Origin of the sequence: Kitasatospora sp. NPDC018058 (genome assembly GCF_044327205.1) — a bacterium.
Taxonomy (GTDB): domain Bacteria; phylum Actinomycetota; class Actinomycetes; order Streptomycetales; family Streptomycetaceae; genus Kitasatospora.
This window is the reverse complement of record NZ_JBIRFA010000060.1, coordinates 1-14,935: the sequence shown is the minus strand read 5'-3', so window position 1 is coordinate 14,935 and position 14,935 is coordinate 1. Positions and strand designations below refer to the sequence as shown.

The window sequence follows — 14,935 nt, the reverse complement described above, 5'->3', positions numbered from 1 at the left end:
ATCGCCTGCCCAGCCCGCACCCGCCCATCAGTGACGACTCGTCATATGCCCTTCCGGCCATTGCCGGTGAGGCTACGTGGCCGGAGCGTCGGGTTCCCGTTCGACCCGGCCAGGGTGCGCGTCCCGTGGACGGTGCGCCGACCCGACGGGCCAGGGGCGTACCGCAGGGTCCGCGCCGTGCGCGGCGCACTCGGCGGAGAACCGCGTGCGTCCTGGGTCAGAGTTTGAACATCGCGGTGTAGGGCTGGGTGATGCGTTCCCGCCGCGATCCGAAGTCGACGAGTACCGCGATGTCGCTGTCGCCTTCGACGCCGATGGCCCGACCGAGGCCGTAGGTGTCGTGGGTGACGCGGTCGCCGACGGCGAAGTGCTTGCGCGGTGGTTCGATCCGGGCCTTGAAGGGGCTGGTGGGCAGGACACGGCGGACTGCTGCAGATTTCGTCATTCCCTGCAGTATGCGCCGAAAATCGCGGGAGCGGGACTTCTCGGCGCACTCGATTTCGGAGCTACGACAGGAATTTCGCGCAAGCCGTCCAGCGCGCCCCCGGATGGCGCCGGTGGGCGTGGTGCGTCGCTTTCACGGGCCTGTCGCGGCGGGGGCGGGTGCTCGGCTCCCGCGCGACTCGCCCTCCTGGGGGAGCGAGTGGTCGGTGCCCAGGAGGCGGGATCCATGCCCAACCGGGCTGCCATTCATGCGTGTTGACGGGCCTGTTGCCCCGCGCCCGGCGGTCCCGGGGAAGGGGCTCTGCAGGACCGGGGTGGAATATCCGCCCGCGGCGGGCCTGGGCCTGCTAGAGTCGTTTTAGTTGCAGTAGTGGTTCCCATGAACTTTGTGTGCGCCTGCTGGTGTTTCGCAGGCACATTTTTGTTTCCCGGCTCTTCCCCGGGTGGGTGCTCATCGCGGCGACTCGAAGCGCGCGCTGTGCGTGCTTCGGACAGCCCCTTGAAGGAGATTTCTTTATGGCTAATGGCACTGTGAAGTGGTTCAACGCGGAAAAGGGCTTCGGCTTCATCGAGCAGGATGGTGGCGGCGCTGACGTCTTCGCCCACTACTCGAACATCAACGCCAACGGCTTCCGTGAGCTGCTCGAGGGCCAGAAGGTCGAGTTCGACGTCACGCAGGGCCAGAAGGGCCCGCAGGCCGAGAACATTCGTCCGCTGTAGTTTTTCTGCCATGGCACCCGCCTAGCAGCGAGGGGCCCGCACCGCGTACATGATGCCCGGTGCGGGCCCCTCGGCATTGCGCCACGACGCGCTTCCCCGGCTGTTTCTGGCCCCCTGGCTCCGCGACCGGCGGCCATCCCCACGCGAGACGCACAGCGCCGCGTCCGGATCGCGGCCCTGCCGTGACAGCTCACGGTTCGAGGTTCTCCGCTCCCGCCCTCCGCGGCGAGCGCGTGCCGCACGGTTCCACCGTCCACGCCCCGCTCCCCACATTTCGGCCCGTTCCTTGCGACCTCCTGCTGGCGCCTCGCGCTGCGGAGCTTCCTCGCGACGTGCCGCCCCAGGAAGGTCTCACATGAACCGCTCCAGTCGCTCCTCGTACCAGAACGCCAACTCCCGCTCCTCGGCATCCTCCCGGTCCAGCGGCAGCTCCTTCTACGGAGACCGGCCCGCCCGCGGCCGTAGCGCCCGCCAGAGTTCTTCTCCGCAGGGCGAGTTCGCTATGCCAGTGAGCACCACCCCGGCGCTCCCGGCCGTCGAAGCGTTCGACGAACTGGACATGCCCAAGGCTCTGCTCTCCACCCTGACCCGCCAGGGCGTCACCGCGCCGTTCCCGATCCAGGCCGCAACGCTGCCGAACTCGCTGGCCGGACGCGACGTGCTGGGCCGAGGCCGCACCGGCTCCGGCAAGACCATCGCGTTCGGCCTCGCCGTGCTGGCCCGCACCGCCGGTCGGCGCGCCGAGCCGCGCCGCCCGCTGGCCCTGGTGCTGGTCCCCACCCGCGAGCTCGCGCAACAGGTGACCGACGCTCTCACCCCGTTCGCGCACGCGGTGCGGCTGCGGATGGCGGCCGTGGTGGGCGGGATGTCGATCGGGCGTCAGGCCAAAGCTTTGAATCACGGGGCGGAGGTCGTGGTGGCCACCCCCGGCCGGCTCAAGGACCTGATCCAGCGCGGCGACTGCCAGTTGGACGGCGTCGGCATCACGGTCCTCGACGAGGCCGACCAGATGGCCGACATGGGCTTCCTGCCGCAGGTCACCGAGCTCCTCGACCAGGTCGCCGAAGGCGGCCAGACGATGCTGTTCTCCGCCACCCTGGACCGCAACGTCGACCGCCTGGTGCGGCGCTTCCTCAAGGACCCGGTCACGCACTCGGTGGACCCGTCCGCGGGAGCGGTCAGCACCATGGAGCACCACGTGCTGCACGTGCAGAACTTCGACAAGAACGCCACGATCGCCCACATCGCCTCCCGTGACGGCGGGGTGATCATGTTCATCGACACCAAGCACGGTGCGGACCGTCTGGTGGCGGACCTGCTCGCGAACGGGGTGAAGGCCGCGGCCCTGCACGGCGGCAAGTCCCAGCCGCAGCGCACCCGCACGCTGGAGCAGTTCCGCACCGGCCAGGTCACCGCGCTGATCGCGACCAACGTCGCCGCCCGCGGCATCCACGTCGACGGGCTCGACCTCGTCGTCAACCTGGACCCGCCGGCAGACCACAAGGACTACCTCCACCGGGGCGGCCGCACCGCCCGGGCGGGCGAGTCCGGCACGGTCGTCACGCTGGTGCTGCCCAACCAGCGCCGCGAGATGGCCCGCCTGATGACCGCCGCCGGGATCACCCCTGTCACCACCAGGGTCAGCGCCGGCGACGAGGACCTGACCCGCATCACCGGCGCCCGCGTGCCCACCGGTATCCCCACGGTGATCGCCGCCCCCGTCGTCGAGCGGCCGCGCCGCGGCCCGTCCACGAGTCGCGGCCGCCGAGGATGCCCCGCCCACGCGGCCGGTGACACCCGCGCGACCGTCGCAGGCCGCGACAACCAGGCCTCCTCCGGCCGCCGCCGGGCACCGAGGCGCGTCGCCCTCGCCGCCTAGTAGGCAGCTGTGGGCCTGGACCGCCGCTGCGGTCCAGGCCCAAACGACTCACCAGCGCGAAACACGAGTCCCGGCCCGCTCCGGCGGACCCCCGCCGGCCATCCCACCGCCGATGCCCCGACCACCGCCGGCCCCGGCGGAACCGACACCAAGGAGTCCGCCCATGACCCTCACCCTCGAACACCCCGCGACCACCGCCACGGTCGGCGACCTCATGAGACACCCCGAGCTGCAGATCAGCGACGACGTCATGGTCGACATGGCGATCGACATCCTGCACAGCTCCGGCGCCGACCACCTCCTGGTCCGCGACGACGACGGCCGCTGCGCCGGGCTGCTGACCCGCCTGCACCTCGCACCGTTCCAGACCCGCACCCGGTCCACCGAGCGCACCCCGGTGCGCGACATCGTCCTCGACCAGGCCCCGTTCGCCACCGCCGACATGCTCGCCACCACCGCAGCCGCCACCATGCGGGCCCACGGCCTGGACACGTGGCCGGTGGTCGACCCCGACGGCCACGCCATCGGCCTGCTCAGCTTCTAGGCCAGCTCTGCCGGCGCCGACGCGCCGACAGTCGCGCGTCCAGGGCGCTGTCCACGGCGGCGTTCAGCATTGGGCCGCTGTCCTGGTCCGGGTCGCCCATCGGGTCGAGCACCAGGCCGCCGGTTCCCGATCGCAGGCGGATGTCGAGGGCAGGGGGGCGGACTCCGCGGGGACGGCCACCGAGTACTCCTCGCGGCCCGGTCTCGGGCGGGCCGTAGTGCGCCCGCAAAACGGGCGACTTGCCTGACGACCCGCGTGCGGCGGCGCAACCCCACCGTAGCGGCCGGGCGACCGCGCGGACCGCCCGCTCAGCGCAGGCGAACCGTCAGCGGCAGGCGCGGCCAAGGACCAGGCAAGGAAGCACAGTTGTGCACTGAGCGTGGCCTGAACGATCCGGTCCCGAGGGGGCCGGTGCATCCGACGAGCGGGCCGTGCGGAAGTAGCGTCGGCGTCCCTTCCTCGGTCACCACTCGCGCGGCGCGGGCGGTCGCGGAGTGGTCATCGGGGATGCGACCGAGGCAGTGGGAGCGCGGGCTCGGTCCGGTCAACGGGAAGCAGGCCGGGCCCGGGCTCACGCTGCGGGGCACGCGTCATGACCTGGGCGGAACGGTAGTGGACGAACGCCCCGGGTGTGTACTTCAACGGGCGGCGTGCCGTCGTACCGGGCGGCCTGGAACCGGTCCGCGCCAGTGAGGCAGGGTGTCGGGCGGCCTGGCCGGTGGAGAACGGGCGGCCGGCGACCGGGGGCTGAGGGGTAATCGTGTCCGGGGCGGCCTGCGGTGAGCGCCCGTCGCTCACCGCGGACCGGTCTCGTCGGCCTGGCAGGCGGGTCAGGTGTCGGCGGCGGACTCCTGGCCGCGCGGGGAACCGCGGAGCTCTTCGTTGATACGCAGGGCTTCTTCGAGTTGGTCTTCGAGGATGACGATGCGGCAGGCGGCCTCGATGGCGGTGCCCTGGTCGACGAGGTCACGGGCGCGCATGGCGATGCGCAGTTGGTAGCGGGAGTAGCGGCGGTGGCCGCCGTCGGAACGCAGGGGGGTGATGAGGCCCTGTTCGCCGAGGGCCCGCAGGAAGCCGGGGGTGGTGCCGGTCATCTCGGCGGCGCGGCCCATGGTGTAGGCGGGGTAGTCGTCGTCGTCGAGGGAGTCGGGGGTATGCGGTCGAATGGTTGCCGTGGTCACTGCACCTCTTCTTGTTGTTGTGTCCGGGGACGCGTTGAGGGGCCCCGGGGCCATTGCGGCTCCCGGGGCCCCGAAGGGTTTTACACCATCTGCCGGCCTTGTGGCCGGCTTCCTTATATCCGCACTGCCCCGGGGGAGGGGGCGTGCAGGGATCGCGTATGCGTGACCGGAAACCACCGTCCTTGCCTTGGGGTCTTCGGATTCCGCCCGGGCGACTTCCTCACGGGCCGGGCGATCCTGATGGCGCTCTGTCCCCTCCGTTTCCTCTGTACTGGCCTGGTACTTCGAACTGCCTGGTACTGCCCAACTCAACTTCACACTGCTGGTACTGCGCCTACCGAACTGCGGTACCGCTCGGTGGCGACCCCTGATTCTGCGGGCCGCCCGGCCCGGCCGCCAGTCCCGTTGCCGTCCTGCACCTGCCGTGGCTCCGGGACTCCGCTACCGCGCCGCTGTTGCGCCACTACTTCACGCCCACCTGCCCGGCGTGTCCTGCATCCTGCTCACCTACGGGTACTGCTCCTGCTGAACTGCGGTACCGCTGTGCGACGGCCTCTGATACCTGCGGGCCGCCCGGTCCGGCCGCCGGTCCTGTCGCCTTACTGCTACATCCCTGGCTTCAGGACCCTGCAACCGTACCGACCTGCGAACTCCTGTACTGCTGCCCGCCAGTTCGTGTCTGGCGGGTACCGCTGATCTCGTCTACGAGAGAAACAGTAACCACGGTGCGCGGCAATGTCTACTTCGGCGGGAATAGATTTTTCGGTGCCGGTTGGGTAGGTAGTCTGCGCCCCGCACGGGGTGGGGCGGCCGGTCGCCGCAGCCGCACCCAGGGCGGAGGGCGCCGCGTCCCGCGGCCAGGACCACGAGTGAACGGCAGGCGAGCGGTGGAAGGGCCGCAGGCCGCGCGGCAGGTGCGCACGCCCGACCCCATACCCAGGCGTCGCTGGCGGCGGCCATAGGCGAAGCAGTGCGCGACCAGGATGAGAGGGTCCTCCGCCGGCTTCTGGCCCGCTTCGCCGAACAGGCCGCCATCACGGACCTGGCCGCCCTGCGCGAGGCCATCGACACCCCCCACGACGATGACAGTCCGCCGGGGGCCCGATAGGCCCATCCGGCCCGCCGCGCTCCCGGATCAGAAGGCGCGGGCAGCAGCATCACAGGTCAGGCAGACGTATCCGGCCCAGCGCGGCGGATACCACCCCTGCCCCGGCCGCTGCGGGCTCGACCGGTCGACCGGTCGACCACCATGGCCGCGGCGTCCATTCCGCACAAGGTCAGCGCCCCCGGGCCGCCGGGGGCGTCCGGATCCGAGGACGTGGCATGGACCCGGCGCACCGACAGGGCGTCGACCAGATCACCGCCGCCCCCAGGATGCGCGCGCCCAACGGCTCAACCAGCTCCAGCAGAACCACGATCCCCATGGGTCAACCGTGCGCGCCCACCGCCGCGAACGCGACCGTGCGCCCGGGCGCAGGGCTGCCTGCGGTTAACCGCACCAGCCGCCCCGCTGGTGGCCCGCCGCGCGAACCCGGACCGGAGGAGGTGGGTCCGGGCCTGCGCGGACAGGCCGGGCGGGGCCGCGCCCATGGGCACTCGCCGGCGTCGGCGAGCTAAGCCCGGCAGGGCTCGGCGGCCGGTCGGCACGGGGAACGGACGTCCAAGCCGCACCGCTGGGATCAGGCGGTGTCGTCGACGGCCTCCACTGGACAGACGTCCTGGTCATCGCCGTCTGGGGGCTCGCCAGATGGGCAATGAACGAGACCTCCGTGACGGGGTGGGGAGGAAGCCCGAAGTCGGATGGCCCGGACGGCCCCTCGTCGATCGGGTCGGCTCGCGCCGCGCGGACGGTCGAGGTGTACTGAATCTGCTGGTCGACGGCTCGGCCTGCCGCGCGTCAGCGCAGACATGGCGCCAGAGCGCATCCGTCGCCGTCTCGCTCGCACCAGCGGAGGAACCCATGCCCGCGACCCGCCGCGTGATCCGGTTCTCCGACCTCGGCCGTGCGGACGTCGGGCTCGTCGGAGGAAAGAACGCCTCGCTCGGGGAGATGATCGTCAACCTGGGCCCGGCCGGTGTCCGGGTGCCGGACGGCTTCGCGAGCACCGCCGACGCCTACCGGGAGTTCCTCGACACCGGCGGACTCCGGCAGCGGATCATCGACCAGATCGACCTGCTGAACGGCGGCGCGCCACTCGACGAGGTGGGTGCGACGATCCGCGCCGCGATGGTCGGCACACCACTGCCGCCCGCTTTGGAGGAGGAGTTGGCCGAGGCGTACGCCAGGCTCGGACGCGAGGTCGGCCGGGAGGACCCGGACGTCGCGGTGCGCAGCAGTGCCACGGCCGAGGACCTGCCGGAGGCGAGTTTCGCGGGGCAGCAGGACACCTACCTGAACGTCCGGGGCCGCGAGGCCCTGCTGGACGCCTGCCGGCGCTGCTACGCCTCCCTGTTCACCGACCGGGCGATCGACTACCGCGAGCGGATGGGCTTCGATCAGCTCGCCGTGGCGCTCTCGGTCGGCGTGCAGCTGATGGTCCGCTCCGACCTGGCCGGGGCCGGGGTGATGTTCACCCTCGACACCGAGAGCGGCTTCCCGGACGCCGTCGTGGTCAGCGCGTCCTGGGGGCTGGGCGAGACGGTGGTCAGCGGGCAGGTCGACCCCGACGAGTACCTGGTCTTCAAACCACTGCTGGAGAATCCCGGACTCGATCCGGTCATCCACGCCGAGATCGGCGCCAAACGCCGCAAGGCCGTCTACGCCGACCAGGGCCTCACCCGTACGGAGGACACCAGCGCCGAGGAGCGCGTCCGCCGCGTGTTGGACGCCGCGGAGGTGCGCCTTCTCGCGCGCTGGGGCGTGGTCATCGAGCGGCACTACGGCTGCCCGATGGACATCGAGTGGGCCAAGGACGGGCGGACCGGCGAGATCTTCATCGTCCAGGCCCGTCCCGAGACCGTGGTGTCCCGGCGGCGCGCGACGATGCTGCACCGCTTCCGGCTGACCGGCTCGGGGGAATCGCTCGTCGACGGGATCGCGGTAGGCGAGGCGATCGGCACGGGCGCGGTCCGCGCGCTGACCACACCCGTCGAGCTCGAGCGCTTCCCGGCCGGGGCCGTGCTGGTCACCGGGATCACCGACCCGGACTGGGAACCCATCATGAAGCGGGCCACCGCGATCGTCACCGACCACGGCGGGCGCACCTCGCACGCCGCCATCGTCAGCCGCGAACTGGGCGTGCCGGCGATCGTGGGAACCGGTCACGCGACGGAGCTGCTGCACGACGGCCAAGAGGTCACCGTCTGCTGCGCCGAAGGCGAGGACGGCCACGTCTATGCCGGACGGCTCGACTACGAGCAGTCCGAGATCGACCTCGCCGGGCTGCCGAAGACACGTACCCGGGTCATGCTGAATCTGGCCGACCCGGCCGCCGCGTTCCGTTGGTGGCAGCTGCCGGCGGACGGGGTGGGGCTGGCCCGGATGGAGTTCATCGTCGCGCACCAGGTCAAGGCCCACCCGATGGCACTGATCCATCCCGAACGCCTCGACCCCGAGGCGCGGCGCCAGATCGACATACTCACCGACGGCTACCAGGACCGGACCCGGTACTTCACGGACCGCCTCGCCCAGGGCATCGCCCGGATCGCGGCCTCGCGCTGGCCGGACCCGGTGATCGTGCGCACCAGCGACTTCAAGACCAACGAGTACGCCAAACTGGTGGGCGGGCGCCCCTTCGAACCGCTCGAGGCCAACCCGATGATCGGCTGGCGCGGCGCCAGCCGCTACTACAGCGAGGGCTACCGGGAGGGCTTCGCCCTGGAGTGCCGGGCGCTGCGTCGGGTCCGCGACGAGATGGGCCTGACGAACGTCGTGGTGATGATCCCGTTCTGCCGCACCACGGGGGAGGCCGACCGGGTGCTCGCGGTGATGGCCGACGAGGGCCTGCCGCGTGGTGGCAACGGGCTGAAGGTGTACGTGATGGCGGAGATCCCGGCCAACGTGATCCTCGCAGCGGAGTTCGCCGAACGGTTCGACGGCTTCTCCATCGGCAGCAACGACCTCACCCAGCTCACCCTGGGCGTCGACCGTGACTCCGACGCTCTCGCGCACCTCTTCGACGAGACCGATCCTGCCGTCACCCGGAGTATCGAGACCCTGATCGCCACGGCGCACGCGGCCGGCCGCCCGGTGGGCCTGTGTGGCCAGAGGCCCAGTGACGACCCGGCGTTCACCCGGTTCCTGGTGACTGCCGGGATCGACTCGATCTCGGTGGCGCCGGACAGCTTCGTTGCGGTGAAGGAGCACGTGGCCGCCGCCGAACGGGCCTGACCGTGTGTCGGCAGTCCGGTCGCCGGTGGCACGGGTGGGCGGGCGGTCCATGAGCCCGGGCTCGGCGGGTTCGCGGCTGAGGGCGAGGGCGGGGAGCGTCTCGCTGCCGACGTCGAAGGCGAGGAGCTGCAGGACCGTCAGGGGGAGCGGGATGCGGCCGCCGCCGAGCGCGAAGAAGAGGAACGGCATCACCTCGGGTGTCGCGTGGGCGAAGATGTAGATGATGAACTTGCGGACGTTGTCGTAGATCCGGCGGCCGTCGCGTACCGCGGTGGCGATCGAGGCGAAGTTGTCGTCGGTGAGCACCATGGTGGAGGCCTCGCGGGCGACGTCGGTGCCGGAGCGGCCCATGGCGATGCCGATGTCGGCGCGGCGCAGCGCGGGGGCGTCGTTGACACCGTCGCCGGTCATGGCGACGACGTGTCCCTCCTCGCTCAGTGCGTCGGCGATGCGGAGCTTGGCCTCCGGGGAGGCGCGGGCGAAGACGATGTCGGGCATCCGGCTCACGAGGGTGCGAAGTTCGGTGTCGCCGAGTTGCTCCAGCTGTCGGCCGCTGATCACGGTGGGGTTGGGGCCGGTGATCCCGACGCGTTGGGCGATCGCGGCCGCGGTGAGCGGCAGCTGTTTTCCCTTGGGCGGCGAGGAACGTGGTGCAGTGCGGCAGGAGTGCTTCGGGTGCTCCCTTGGTGCGGACGGCGAGCCGGCCGTGGTGTCGGTCGATGGTCGACATCAGCTTGAGTTCCGGGTCGAAGTGGAACTGCCAGCAGCGGTCCGACTCGCGCTCGGTGGCTGCGAGACCAGCACCCAGCTCGCGGGCGGCGAGCAGGACGGCGATCTCGGTGGGATCACCGCTGGGCTCCTCACCGGGTTCGAGGCGGGCGTTGTTGCAGGTGGCCGCGATCCGCCCGACCGTGACCTGGACCGGGTCGGCCGGGATGCCGCGCTGGAGCGCCGCGGCGTCGTCCAGGTCGAGGAGGCCCGAGGCGGTCCACACACGGGTGGGACGCATCCGGTTCTCGGTGATGGTGCCCGTCTTGTCCGTGCAGATGGCATCCGTCGAGCCGAGGGTCTCCACCGCGCTGAGCCGTTTGACGAGGGCACCGCGCGCGGCGAGCGCCCGGACTGCCACGGCGAGCGCGAGGGTGATGACGGGCAGGAGGCCCTCGGGGACCATGCCGGCCAGCAGGCCGGCGGCGAAGACCACGGAGTTGACCAGCGACAGGCCGATGCCGAACGTGGCCAGGGGGATGAAGGCGAATGCCAGGGACACCGAGACGATCGCGATCAGCCAGGCGACCCGGCGCACCTGGCGCTCCAGTGGGCTGGGCTCCTGCTTGACCCGCTCGGAGAGCGCGGCGATGCGGCCGAGCTCGGTGTTCATCCCGGTGGCGAAGAGCACGCCATGAGCCTCGCCGCCGGTGCAGCTGGTGCCGCTGAAGACGAGATCGTGCGCCGTGAGCACCGGGACGTCCACGTCCAGGATCGCGGCCGAGCGCAACGTGGTCACCGACTCCCCGGTCAGCGCCGACATGTCGACCTCGATGGCCCCTTGCAGGAGACGGATGTCGGCGGCGATCCGGTCACCCGCCTCGATGACGACGATGTCGCCCGGGACCAGCTCGGTGGCGTCGATCTCCTGCGGGACACCGTCCCGCAGGGGTGGCGCACTCACTCTTCGGCTGGCCGCGGGCGACGATCCGGTCGAGGCCTGTGTCCTCGGGGTGGCCGCGGCCGCCGCAGCAGTGCTCACCCCCGACACCGAACCGTTCGATCGAGAGGTGGCCGAGTCCCTCTGCCCCGCGGTGCGGATAAAGCGGCAAGCCGGTTCATGACCGGGCTGCGGGCCTACGGGGTACGTCCTGTTCCCGGGCTCGGGAGTGTGCCGCCGGCGTCCCGGGGGTCGGCGCGGTGGGCGGGGTGCGCAGGGTGAGGACGGCGAGGTCGTCGCGTCCATCGGCGAGGTGGGCGTCGGCCAGGGTCCGGCACAGGTCTTCGAGGGGCAGATCTGCGTGGGCGGCGGCGACCTGGGCAAGGGCGGTGAGGCCGGCGTCCAGGGGGCGGTGGGGGTGCTCGACCAGGCCGTCCGTGAAGAGCACCAGGATGGCGTTGCCGGGCAGGGGGTACTTGTGGTCGGGGCGGGGTACGTCGGGGTCGACGCCGAGGGGCAGGCCGGGGTCGGTGTGAAGGTAACGGGCTGTGCCGTCGGGGCCGATCAGGAGCGGTGGCGGGTGTCCGGCGTTGCTCCAGTGGAGTGTCCAGCCGTCCTCGGCAGGTTCGATGCGGGCGAGGCAGGTGGTGGTGATCGGGTTGTCGGTGATCGCCTGGAGGGTGCGGTCGAGCTGCGTCAGGACGGCGCTGGGCGGGGTGCGGCGGTCGTAGAGGAGAGCGCGCAGCATGTTGCGGGTCTGGGCCATGGTGGCGGCGGACTTCAGGTCGTGTCCGGCGACGTCGCCGATGACCAGGGCGCAGGCGCCGTCGGGGAGCATCAGGGCGTCGTACCAGTCGCCGCCGACGTGGTCCGGGGCGGCGGCGGGCCGGTAGATCGCCGCGACGGAGAAGGGCGCCACATCGGGCAGGCTGGGAAGCAGGAGACGCTGGAAGTACTCGGCGTTGGCACGGACCTGCCGGTAGAGGCGGGCGTTCTCGATGGCGAGGCCGGCCGCGCCGGCGAGCGCCACGAGGATGTCCTGATCGTGGTCGTCGAAGGGTTGCCCGTCGCGCCGCTCGCAAAGATAGAGGTTGCCGTAGACCCGTCCACGTCCGGTGAGTGCCACCCCGAGCAGTGTCCGCATCGGCGGGTGGCCCGGTGGGAAGCCCACCGCGTCCGGGTGGGCGCCGATGTCCGCGACACGCAGCGGTTCGGGGTGGTCGATGAGGTGTCCCAGGAGTCCGCGTCCGTGCGGAAGGGCGACCCCGCTCAGCGCTGCGACCTGCTGCTCGCTCAGCCCTACGGGGATGAACTCCTCCAGGTGTTCGCCATCCTCGCTCAGCACCCCGAGTGCGCCGTAGCGGGCGTCGACCAGGCCCATCGCGGTGGTGATCACCCGGCGGAGCACGACCGGCAGGTCCAGCTCCCGGCCCACCGCCATCACCGCGTCCAGCAGGTCCTGGAAACGGCGCTGGGTGTGAGCCAGGTTCCGCAGACGTCCGACGATCTCGTCCATCTCGTCGTCGATTCGGTGGCTGCGGTCGGGAACATCCGCCCACCCGGATCCATCCTCCGGATCCACCCGGCCCACCTTCGATTCCTCTGCTGGACGACCGTACCTTCGACGCGTTGCGCAACCGGAAGCCGGACATCGGCGCGTCCTGCTTCCAACCGTAGGCGGGGCCCGTCGCCGACGGCGACTGCGACGGGCGCCGCTGTTCCTCAGCTGTCGCGGCATCGCTCGGACGGCCTCCCGCCATGGTGTTGCCCACAGGGCTGGACTTGGTTGGCCGCGGTGGGTGATCGGGAGGGGCTATGGCTTGTGCGGACGCCGTTCCGCTCCTGCGGTGGTCCCGCTGCGACTATGCCTTCCGCTCGGCCGCGTCGTCAGCGGTGCCACCGTCGTTGCTCTGCCATCCGGCGCCGGATGACGATCAGGTCGATCACCGCGACGGCGGTGGACACGGCGCACAGCACGGCGAGGCCCGCGTAGAACGCACGGTCTGCGCTCGGTGCGGGGAGTGCGTTCGCCGCAAGCAGTGTGAAGACGATGGTCCCGAGCAGGAAGAACGGGGCGAAGATCCGTCCGAGCAGTCGCCGGGCCGGCAGATCGCTGCGCGCCCAGCGCGGTTCGGTGCCGACGTGCCGCCACCGCCGGGCGGCGGCACGCGCGCGGCGGTCGGTCGCTGCGGCTTTCCAACGCTCGACGAGGCGGCGCGGCCCGTGGCGCGGTGTGTGCAATGGCTGAGTCATCTTCGCGATGGCCTTTCGCGCGGTGCTCTCCGTCCGTCGCCGGCGACGGACGGAGAGCACCGCGGCCGGAAGGGACAGCGATGTCTACGGGGTCCCGGTTGCCCCGTTGGGTGCCGGTACGTGAACGGGGTCGGGCACAGGGAGCCGGACGGGCTTGGCCGGGAGTTGGGCGTCCGGGCGGTCCAGGGGCGGCTGCGGTGCGGGAGCGGCGGCGGTTGCCTCGCGGGAGAGGAAGGAGCCGAGTTCGCCGATGGTGCTCATCAGGGGTGAGGGGAAGACGACGGTGCTGTTCTTGTCGACGGCGATCTCGACGAGGCTCTGCAGGTTGCGCAGTTGGAGGGCGAGCGGGTGGGCCATCATCATGTCGGAGGCTTCGCCGAGTGCGGAGGCGGCCAAGGCCTCTCCCTGTGCGCTGATGATCTTGGCGCGCTTCTCCCGTTCGGCTTCGGCCTGCTTGGCCATTGCGCGTTTCATCGTGTCGGGCAGTTGGATGTCCTTGAGTTCGACCAAGGTGACGTCCACGCCCCATTCGGTCGTGGTGACGTCCAGGATGCGGCGGATGTCCAGGTTGATGCGGTCGGTCTCGGAAAGGGTTTCGTCCAGGGTGTGCTGGCCGACGACCTTGCGCAGGGTTGTCTGGGCGATCTGGTTGATCGCGGAGCTCACGTTCTCGATGGCGATGACCGACTTGATCGCGTCCACGACGCGGAAGTAGGCGACGGCGGAGACGTCGACGCTGACGTTGTCGCGGGTGATGATGCCCTGGGACTGGATCGGCATGGTGACGATCCGCAGCGAGATGTGGTGCATGACGTCGGCGAACGGGATGATCAGGCGCAGTCCCGGGTCGCGTGCTCCGGTGATCTGGCCGAACCGGAAGACGACCCCCTTCTCGTACTGGCGGACGATGCGGATCGACATCGCGAGCCCGATCAGGACCAGGATGACCAGCACCACCAGGACTGCGATCACGGCGGTCATTTCGGCTCCCTTCGACTGCGGACCTGCGTCGACAGCCAGGTCCGGGAACGCGTCGCCACGAGCAGAGCGACCGGGAGGCGCGGGACCGGTTTGCGGTCCTACCGTGAGCCTGCCCCGCCTCCGATGGCGGCGACAGGGCCGAACGGGCATGCTCCCGTCGTGACCGGCCCACCCCAAGTGCAGGACCTCCGGCTCGACGGGTCACCGATGGCGTCCCCGAGGATGCATCCGTCTCCCGAACGCCGACACCGGAGCGGGGAGGGCCGGCGAACGCAAGTACCCGGCCACCCTGCGCCTCGCCCGTAACCACACCCGGGGCGACTGTCGGCAGGCAATGCGTCGTACTGGGTGAGGAGTGCCCGGCATCCCCACCCGCCGCTCGTGCCGATGCCCCCACCGCTGCGCCACTCGGCGTGGCACGCCGGAGTGAGGCTGCAGCTCTGGCTTCTCCGGCCTCGATGCCGAACACCCTGATCCGCTTTCGGGCCACGGATCCCATCGAGTCACCGCTCGCTGCGGTGCGGATTCGAACGCGACCGACGGTGCCGGCGGCCGCCGCCGTGGAGCGCCCTTCCACCGTGTCGACTCCGCTCAGTGGCGGTTGTGGGCCGGGCGCGTCCCCCACCTTGCCCCCTCGGTCGAGCCGTAGCCCCTGCGAATGCGCCCAAGCGGAGCACGGGCGGTTCCGTGGTGCCAGGCTTCGGGTCGGCCCCGGAATGGCGATCATGCTCGGGCTGGTCGGCGTCGTCGCCAACGGCCTGCTCTACCTGCTGTTCATCGGCATCGTCGCACTGGTCCTCTCCGCCGTCCGGTTACCGCACGGAGGCCGGTCTGCGCACCCTGAACGACCGGGGCGAACGGCCGCCGAGGGCCTGCGGTTCGCCCGGAGCGGACCGCCGTCAGTACTCGGAGCCGCTTCGCAGGTAGGTGCCCACGACCTGGAGCCACGCCCCCG

Annotated in this window: 11 protein-coding genes and 2 pseudogenes; 6 read left to right on the top strand and 7 right to left on the bottom strand. The window is 71.0% G+C overall.

Annotated elements, in window-relative coordinates; genetic code table 11:
- Positions 1 to 217 precede the first annotated feature (217 nt).
- Positions 218 to 445: a hypothetical protein gene (locus ACH4E7_RS41050; protein WP_396254320.1), complete on the bottom strand. Its 228-nt coding sequence runs from the start codon at positions 443 to 445 to the stop codon at positions 218 to 220.
- 515 nt (positions 446 to 960) lie between these two features.
- Between ACH4E7_RS41050 and ACH4E7_RS41045 the strand changes: the two genes are divergently transcribed.
- From ACH4E7_RS41045 to ACH4E7_RS41035, 3 genes are all read left to right on the top strand, one after another.
- Positions 961 to 1,164: a cold-shock protein gene (locus ACH4E7_RS41045; RefSeq protein WP_099897249.1), complete on the top strand. Its 204-nt coding sequence runs from the start codon at positions 961 to 963 to the stop codon at positions 1,162 to 1,164.
- A gap of 355 nt (positions 1,165 to 1,519) precedes the next feature.
- Positions 1,520 to 3,043: a DEAD/DEAH box helicase gene (locus tag ACH4E7_RS41040; protein WP_396254319.1), complete on the top strand. Its 1,524-nt coding sequence runs from the start codon at positions 1,520 to 1,522 to the stop codon at positions 3,041 to 3,043.
- A 163-nt stretch (positions 3,044 to 3,206) separates the two neighbouring features.
- Entirely contained in the window at positions 3,207 to 3,587 is a 381-nt protein-coding gene (locus ACH4E7_RS41035) for a CBS domain-containing protein (protein WP_396254318.1), read from the top strand.
- 830 nt (positions 3,588 to 4,417) lie between these two features.
- Here ACH4E7_RS41035 and ACH4E7_RS41030 read toward each other — a convergent pair.
- Positions 4,418 to 4,768, bottom strand: a complete 351-nt coding sequence (locus tag ACH4E7_RS41030) for a helix-turn-helix domain-containing protein (protein ID WP_360268577.1) — start codon at positions 4,766 to 4,768, stop codon at positions 4,418 to 4,420.
- A 970-nt stretch (positions 4,769 to 5,738) separates the two neighbouring features.
- On the opposite strand from ACH4E7_RS41030, the gene ACH4E7_RS41025 reads away from it, so the two are divergent.
- The gene (locus ACH4E7_RS41025) at positions 5,739 to 5,876 is read left to right on the top strand and encodes a hypothetical protein (RefSeq protein WP_396254317.1); all 138 of its coding nucleotides are present in this window, start codon (positions 5,739 to 5,741) and stop codon (positions 5,874 to 5,876) included.
- 852 nt (positions 5,877 to 6,728) lie between these two features.
- Positions 6,729 to 9,098 carry a phosphoenolpyruvate synthase gene (ppsA, locus tag ACH4E7_RS41020; protein WP_396254316.1) on the top strand — a complete coding sequence of 790 codons (2,370 nt, stop codon included), beginning with the start codon at positions 6,729 to 6,731 and terminating at the stop codon, positions 9,096 to 9,098.
- Between the two features lie 42 nt (positions 9,099 to 9,140).
- Here the strand turns inward: ppsA and ACH4E7_RS41015 are convergent.
- The 5 genes and pseudogenes from ACH4E7_RS41015 to ACH4E7_RS40995 form a co-directional block, all read right to left on the bottom strand.
- Positions 9,141 to 9,659 (bottom strand): annotated as a pseudogene (locus tag ACH4E7_RS41015) (HAD-IC family P-type ATPase); the annotation flags it as partial.
- A gap of 145 nt (positions 9,660 to 9,804) precedes the next feature.
- Positions 9,805 to 10,770 (bottom strand): annotated as a pseudogene (locus ACH4E7_RS41010) (HAD-IC family P-type ATPase); the annotation flags it as partial.
- A 154-nt stretch (positions 10,771 to 10,924) separates the two neighbouring features.
- On the bottom strand, positions 10,925 to 12,262 hold the full coding sequence (locus ACH4E7_RS41005; protein WP_396254315.1) for a PP2C family protein-serine/threonine phosphatase: 1,338 nt from the start codon (positions 12,260 to 12,262) through the stop codon (positions 10,925 to 10,927).
- A gap of 371 nt (positions 12,263 to 12,633) precedes the next feature.
- Entirely contained in the window at positions 12,634 to 12,999 is a 366-nt protein-coding gene (locus tag ACH4E7_RS41000; protein ID WP_396254314.1) for a hypothetical protein, read from the bottom strand.
- An 84-nt stretch (positions 13,000 to 13,083) separates the two neighbouring features.
- Positions 13,084 to 13,980, bottom strand: coding sequence for a slipin family protein (locus tag ACH4E7_RS40995; RefSeq protein WP_396254313.1), 897 nt, complete (start codon positions 13,978 to 13,980; stop codon positions 13,084 to 13,086).
- Positions 13,981 to 14,696: 716 nt separating this feature from the next.
- On the opposite strand from ACH4E7_RS40995, the gene ACH4E7_RS40990 reads away from it, so the two are divergent.
- Positions 14,697 to 14,935: hypothetical protein (locus ACH4E7_RS40990; protein ID WP_396254312.1), on the top strand; the 239-nt coding region annotated here is incomplete at its 3' end.

What these genes read in the sequence shown, in the direction of transcription:
- ACH4E7_RS41050 (WP_396254320.1), bottom strand. Translation starts at nt 445, where the DNA reads ATGACGAAATCTGCAGCAGTCCGCCGTGTCCTGCCCACCAGCCCCTTC.
- ACH4E7_RS41045 (WP_099897249.1), top strand. Translation starts at nt 961, where the DNA reads ATGGCTAATGGCACTGTGAAGTGGTTCAACGCGGAAAAGGGCTTCGGC.
- ACH4E7_RS41040 (WP_396254319.1), top strand. Translation starts at nt 1,520, where the DNA reads ATGAACCGCTCCAGTCGCTCCTCGTACCAGAACGCCAACTCCCGCTCC.
- ACH4E7_RS41035 (WP_396254318.1), top strand. Translation starts at nt 3,207, where the DNA reads ATGACCCTCACCCTCGAACACCCCGCGACCACCGCCACGGTCGGCGAC.
- ppsA (WP_396254316.1), top strand. Translation starts at nt 6,729, where the DNA reads ATGCCCGCGACCCGCCGCGTGATCCGGTTCTCCGACCTCGGCCGTGCG.
- ACH4E7_RS41005 (WP_396254315.1), bottom strand. Translation starts at nt 12,262, where the DNA reads ATGGACGAGATCGTCGGACGTCTGCGGAACCTGGCTCACACCCAGCGC.
- ACH4E7_RS41000 (WP_396254314.1), bottom strand. Translation starts at nt 12,999, where the DNA reads ATGACTCAGCCATTGCACACACCGCGCCACGGGCCGCGCCGCCTCGTC.
- ACH4E7_RS40995 (WP_396254313.1), bottom strand. Translation starts at nt 13,980, where the DNA reads ATGACCGCCGTGATCGCAGTCCTGGTGGTGCTGGTCATCCTGGTCCTG.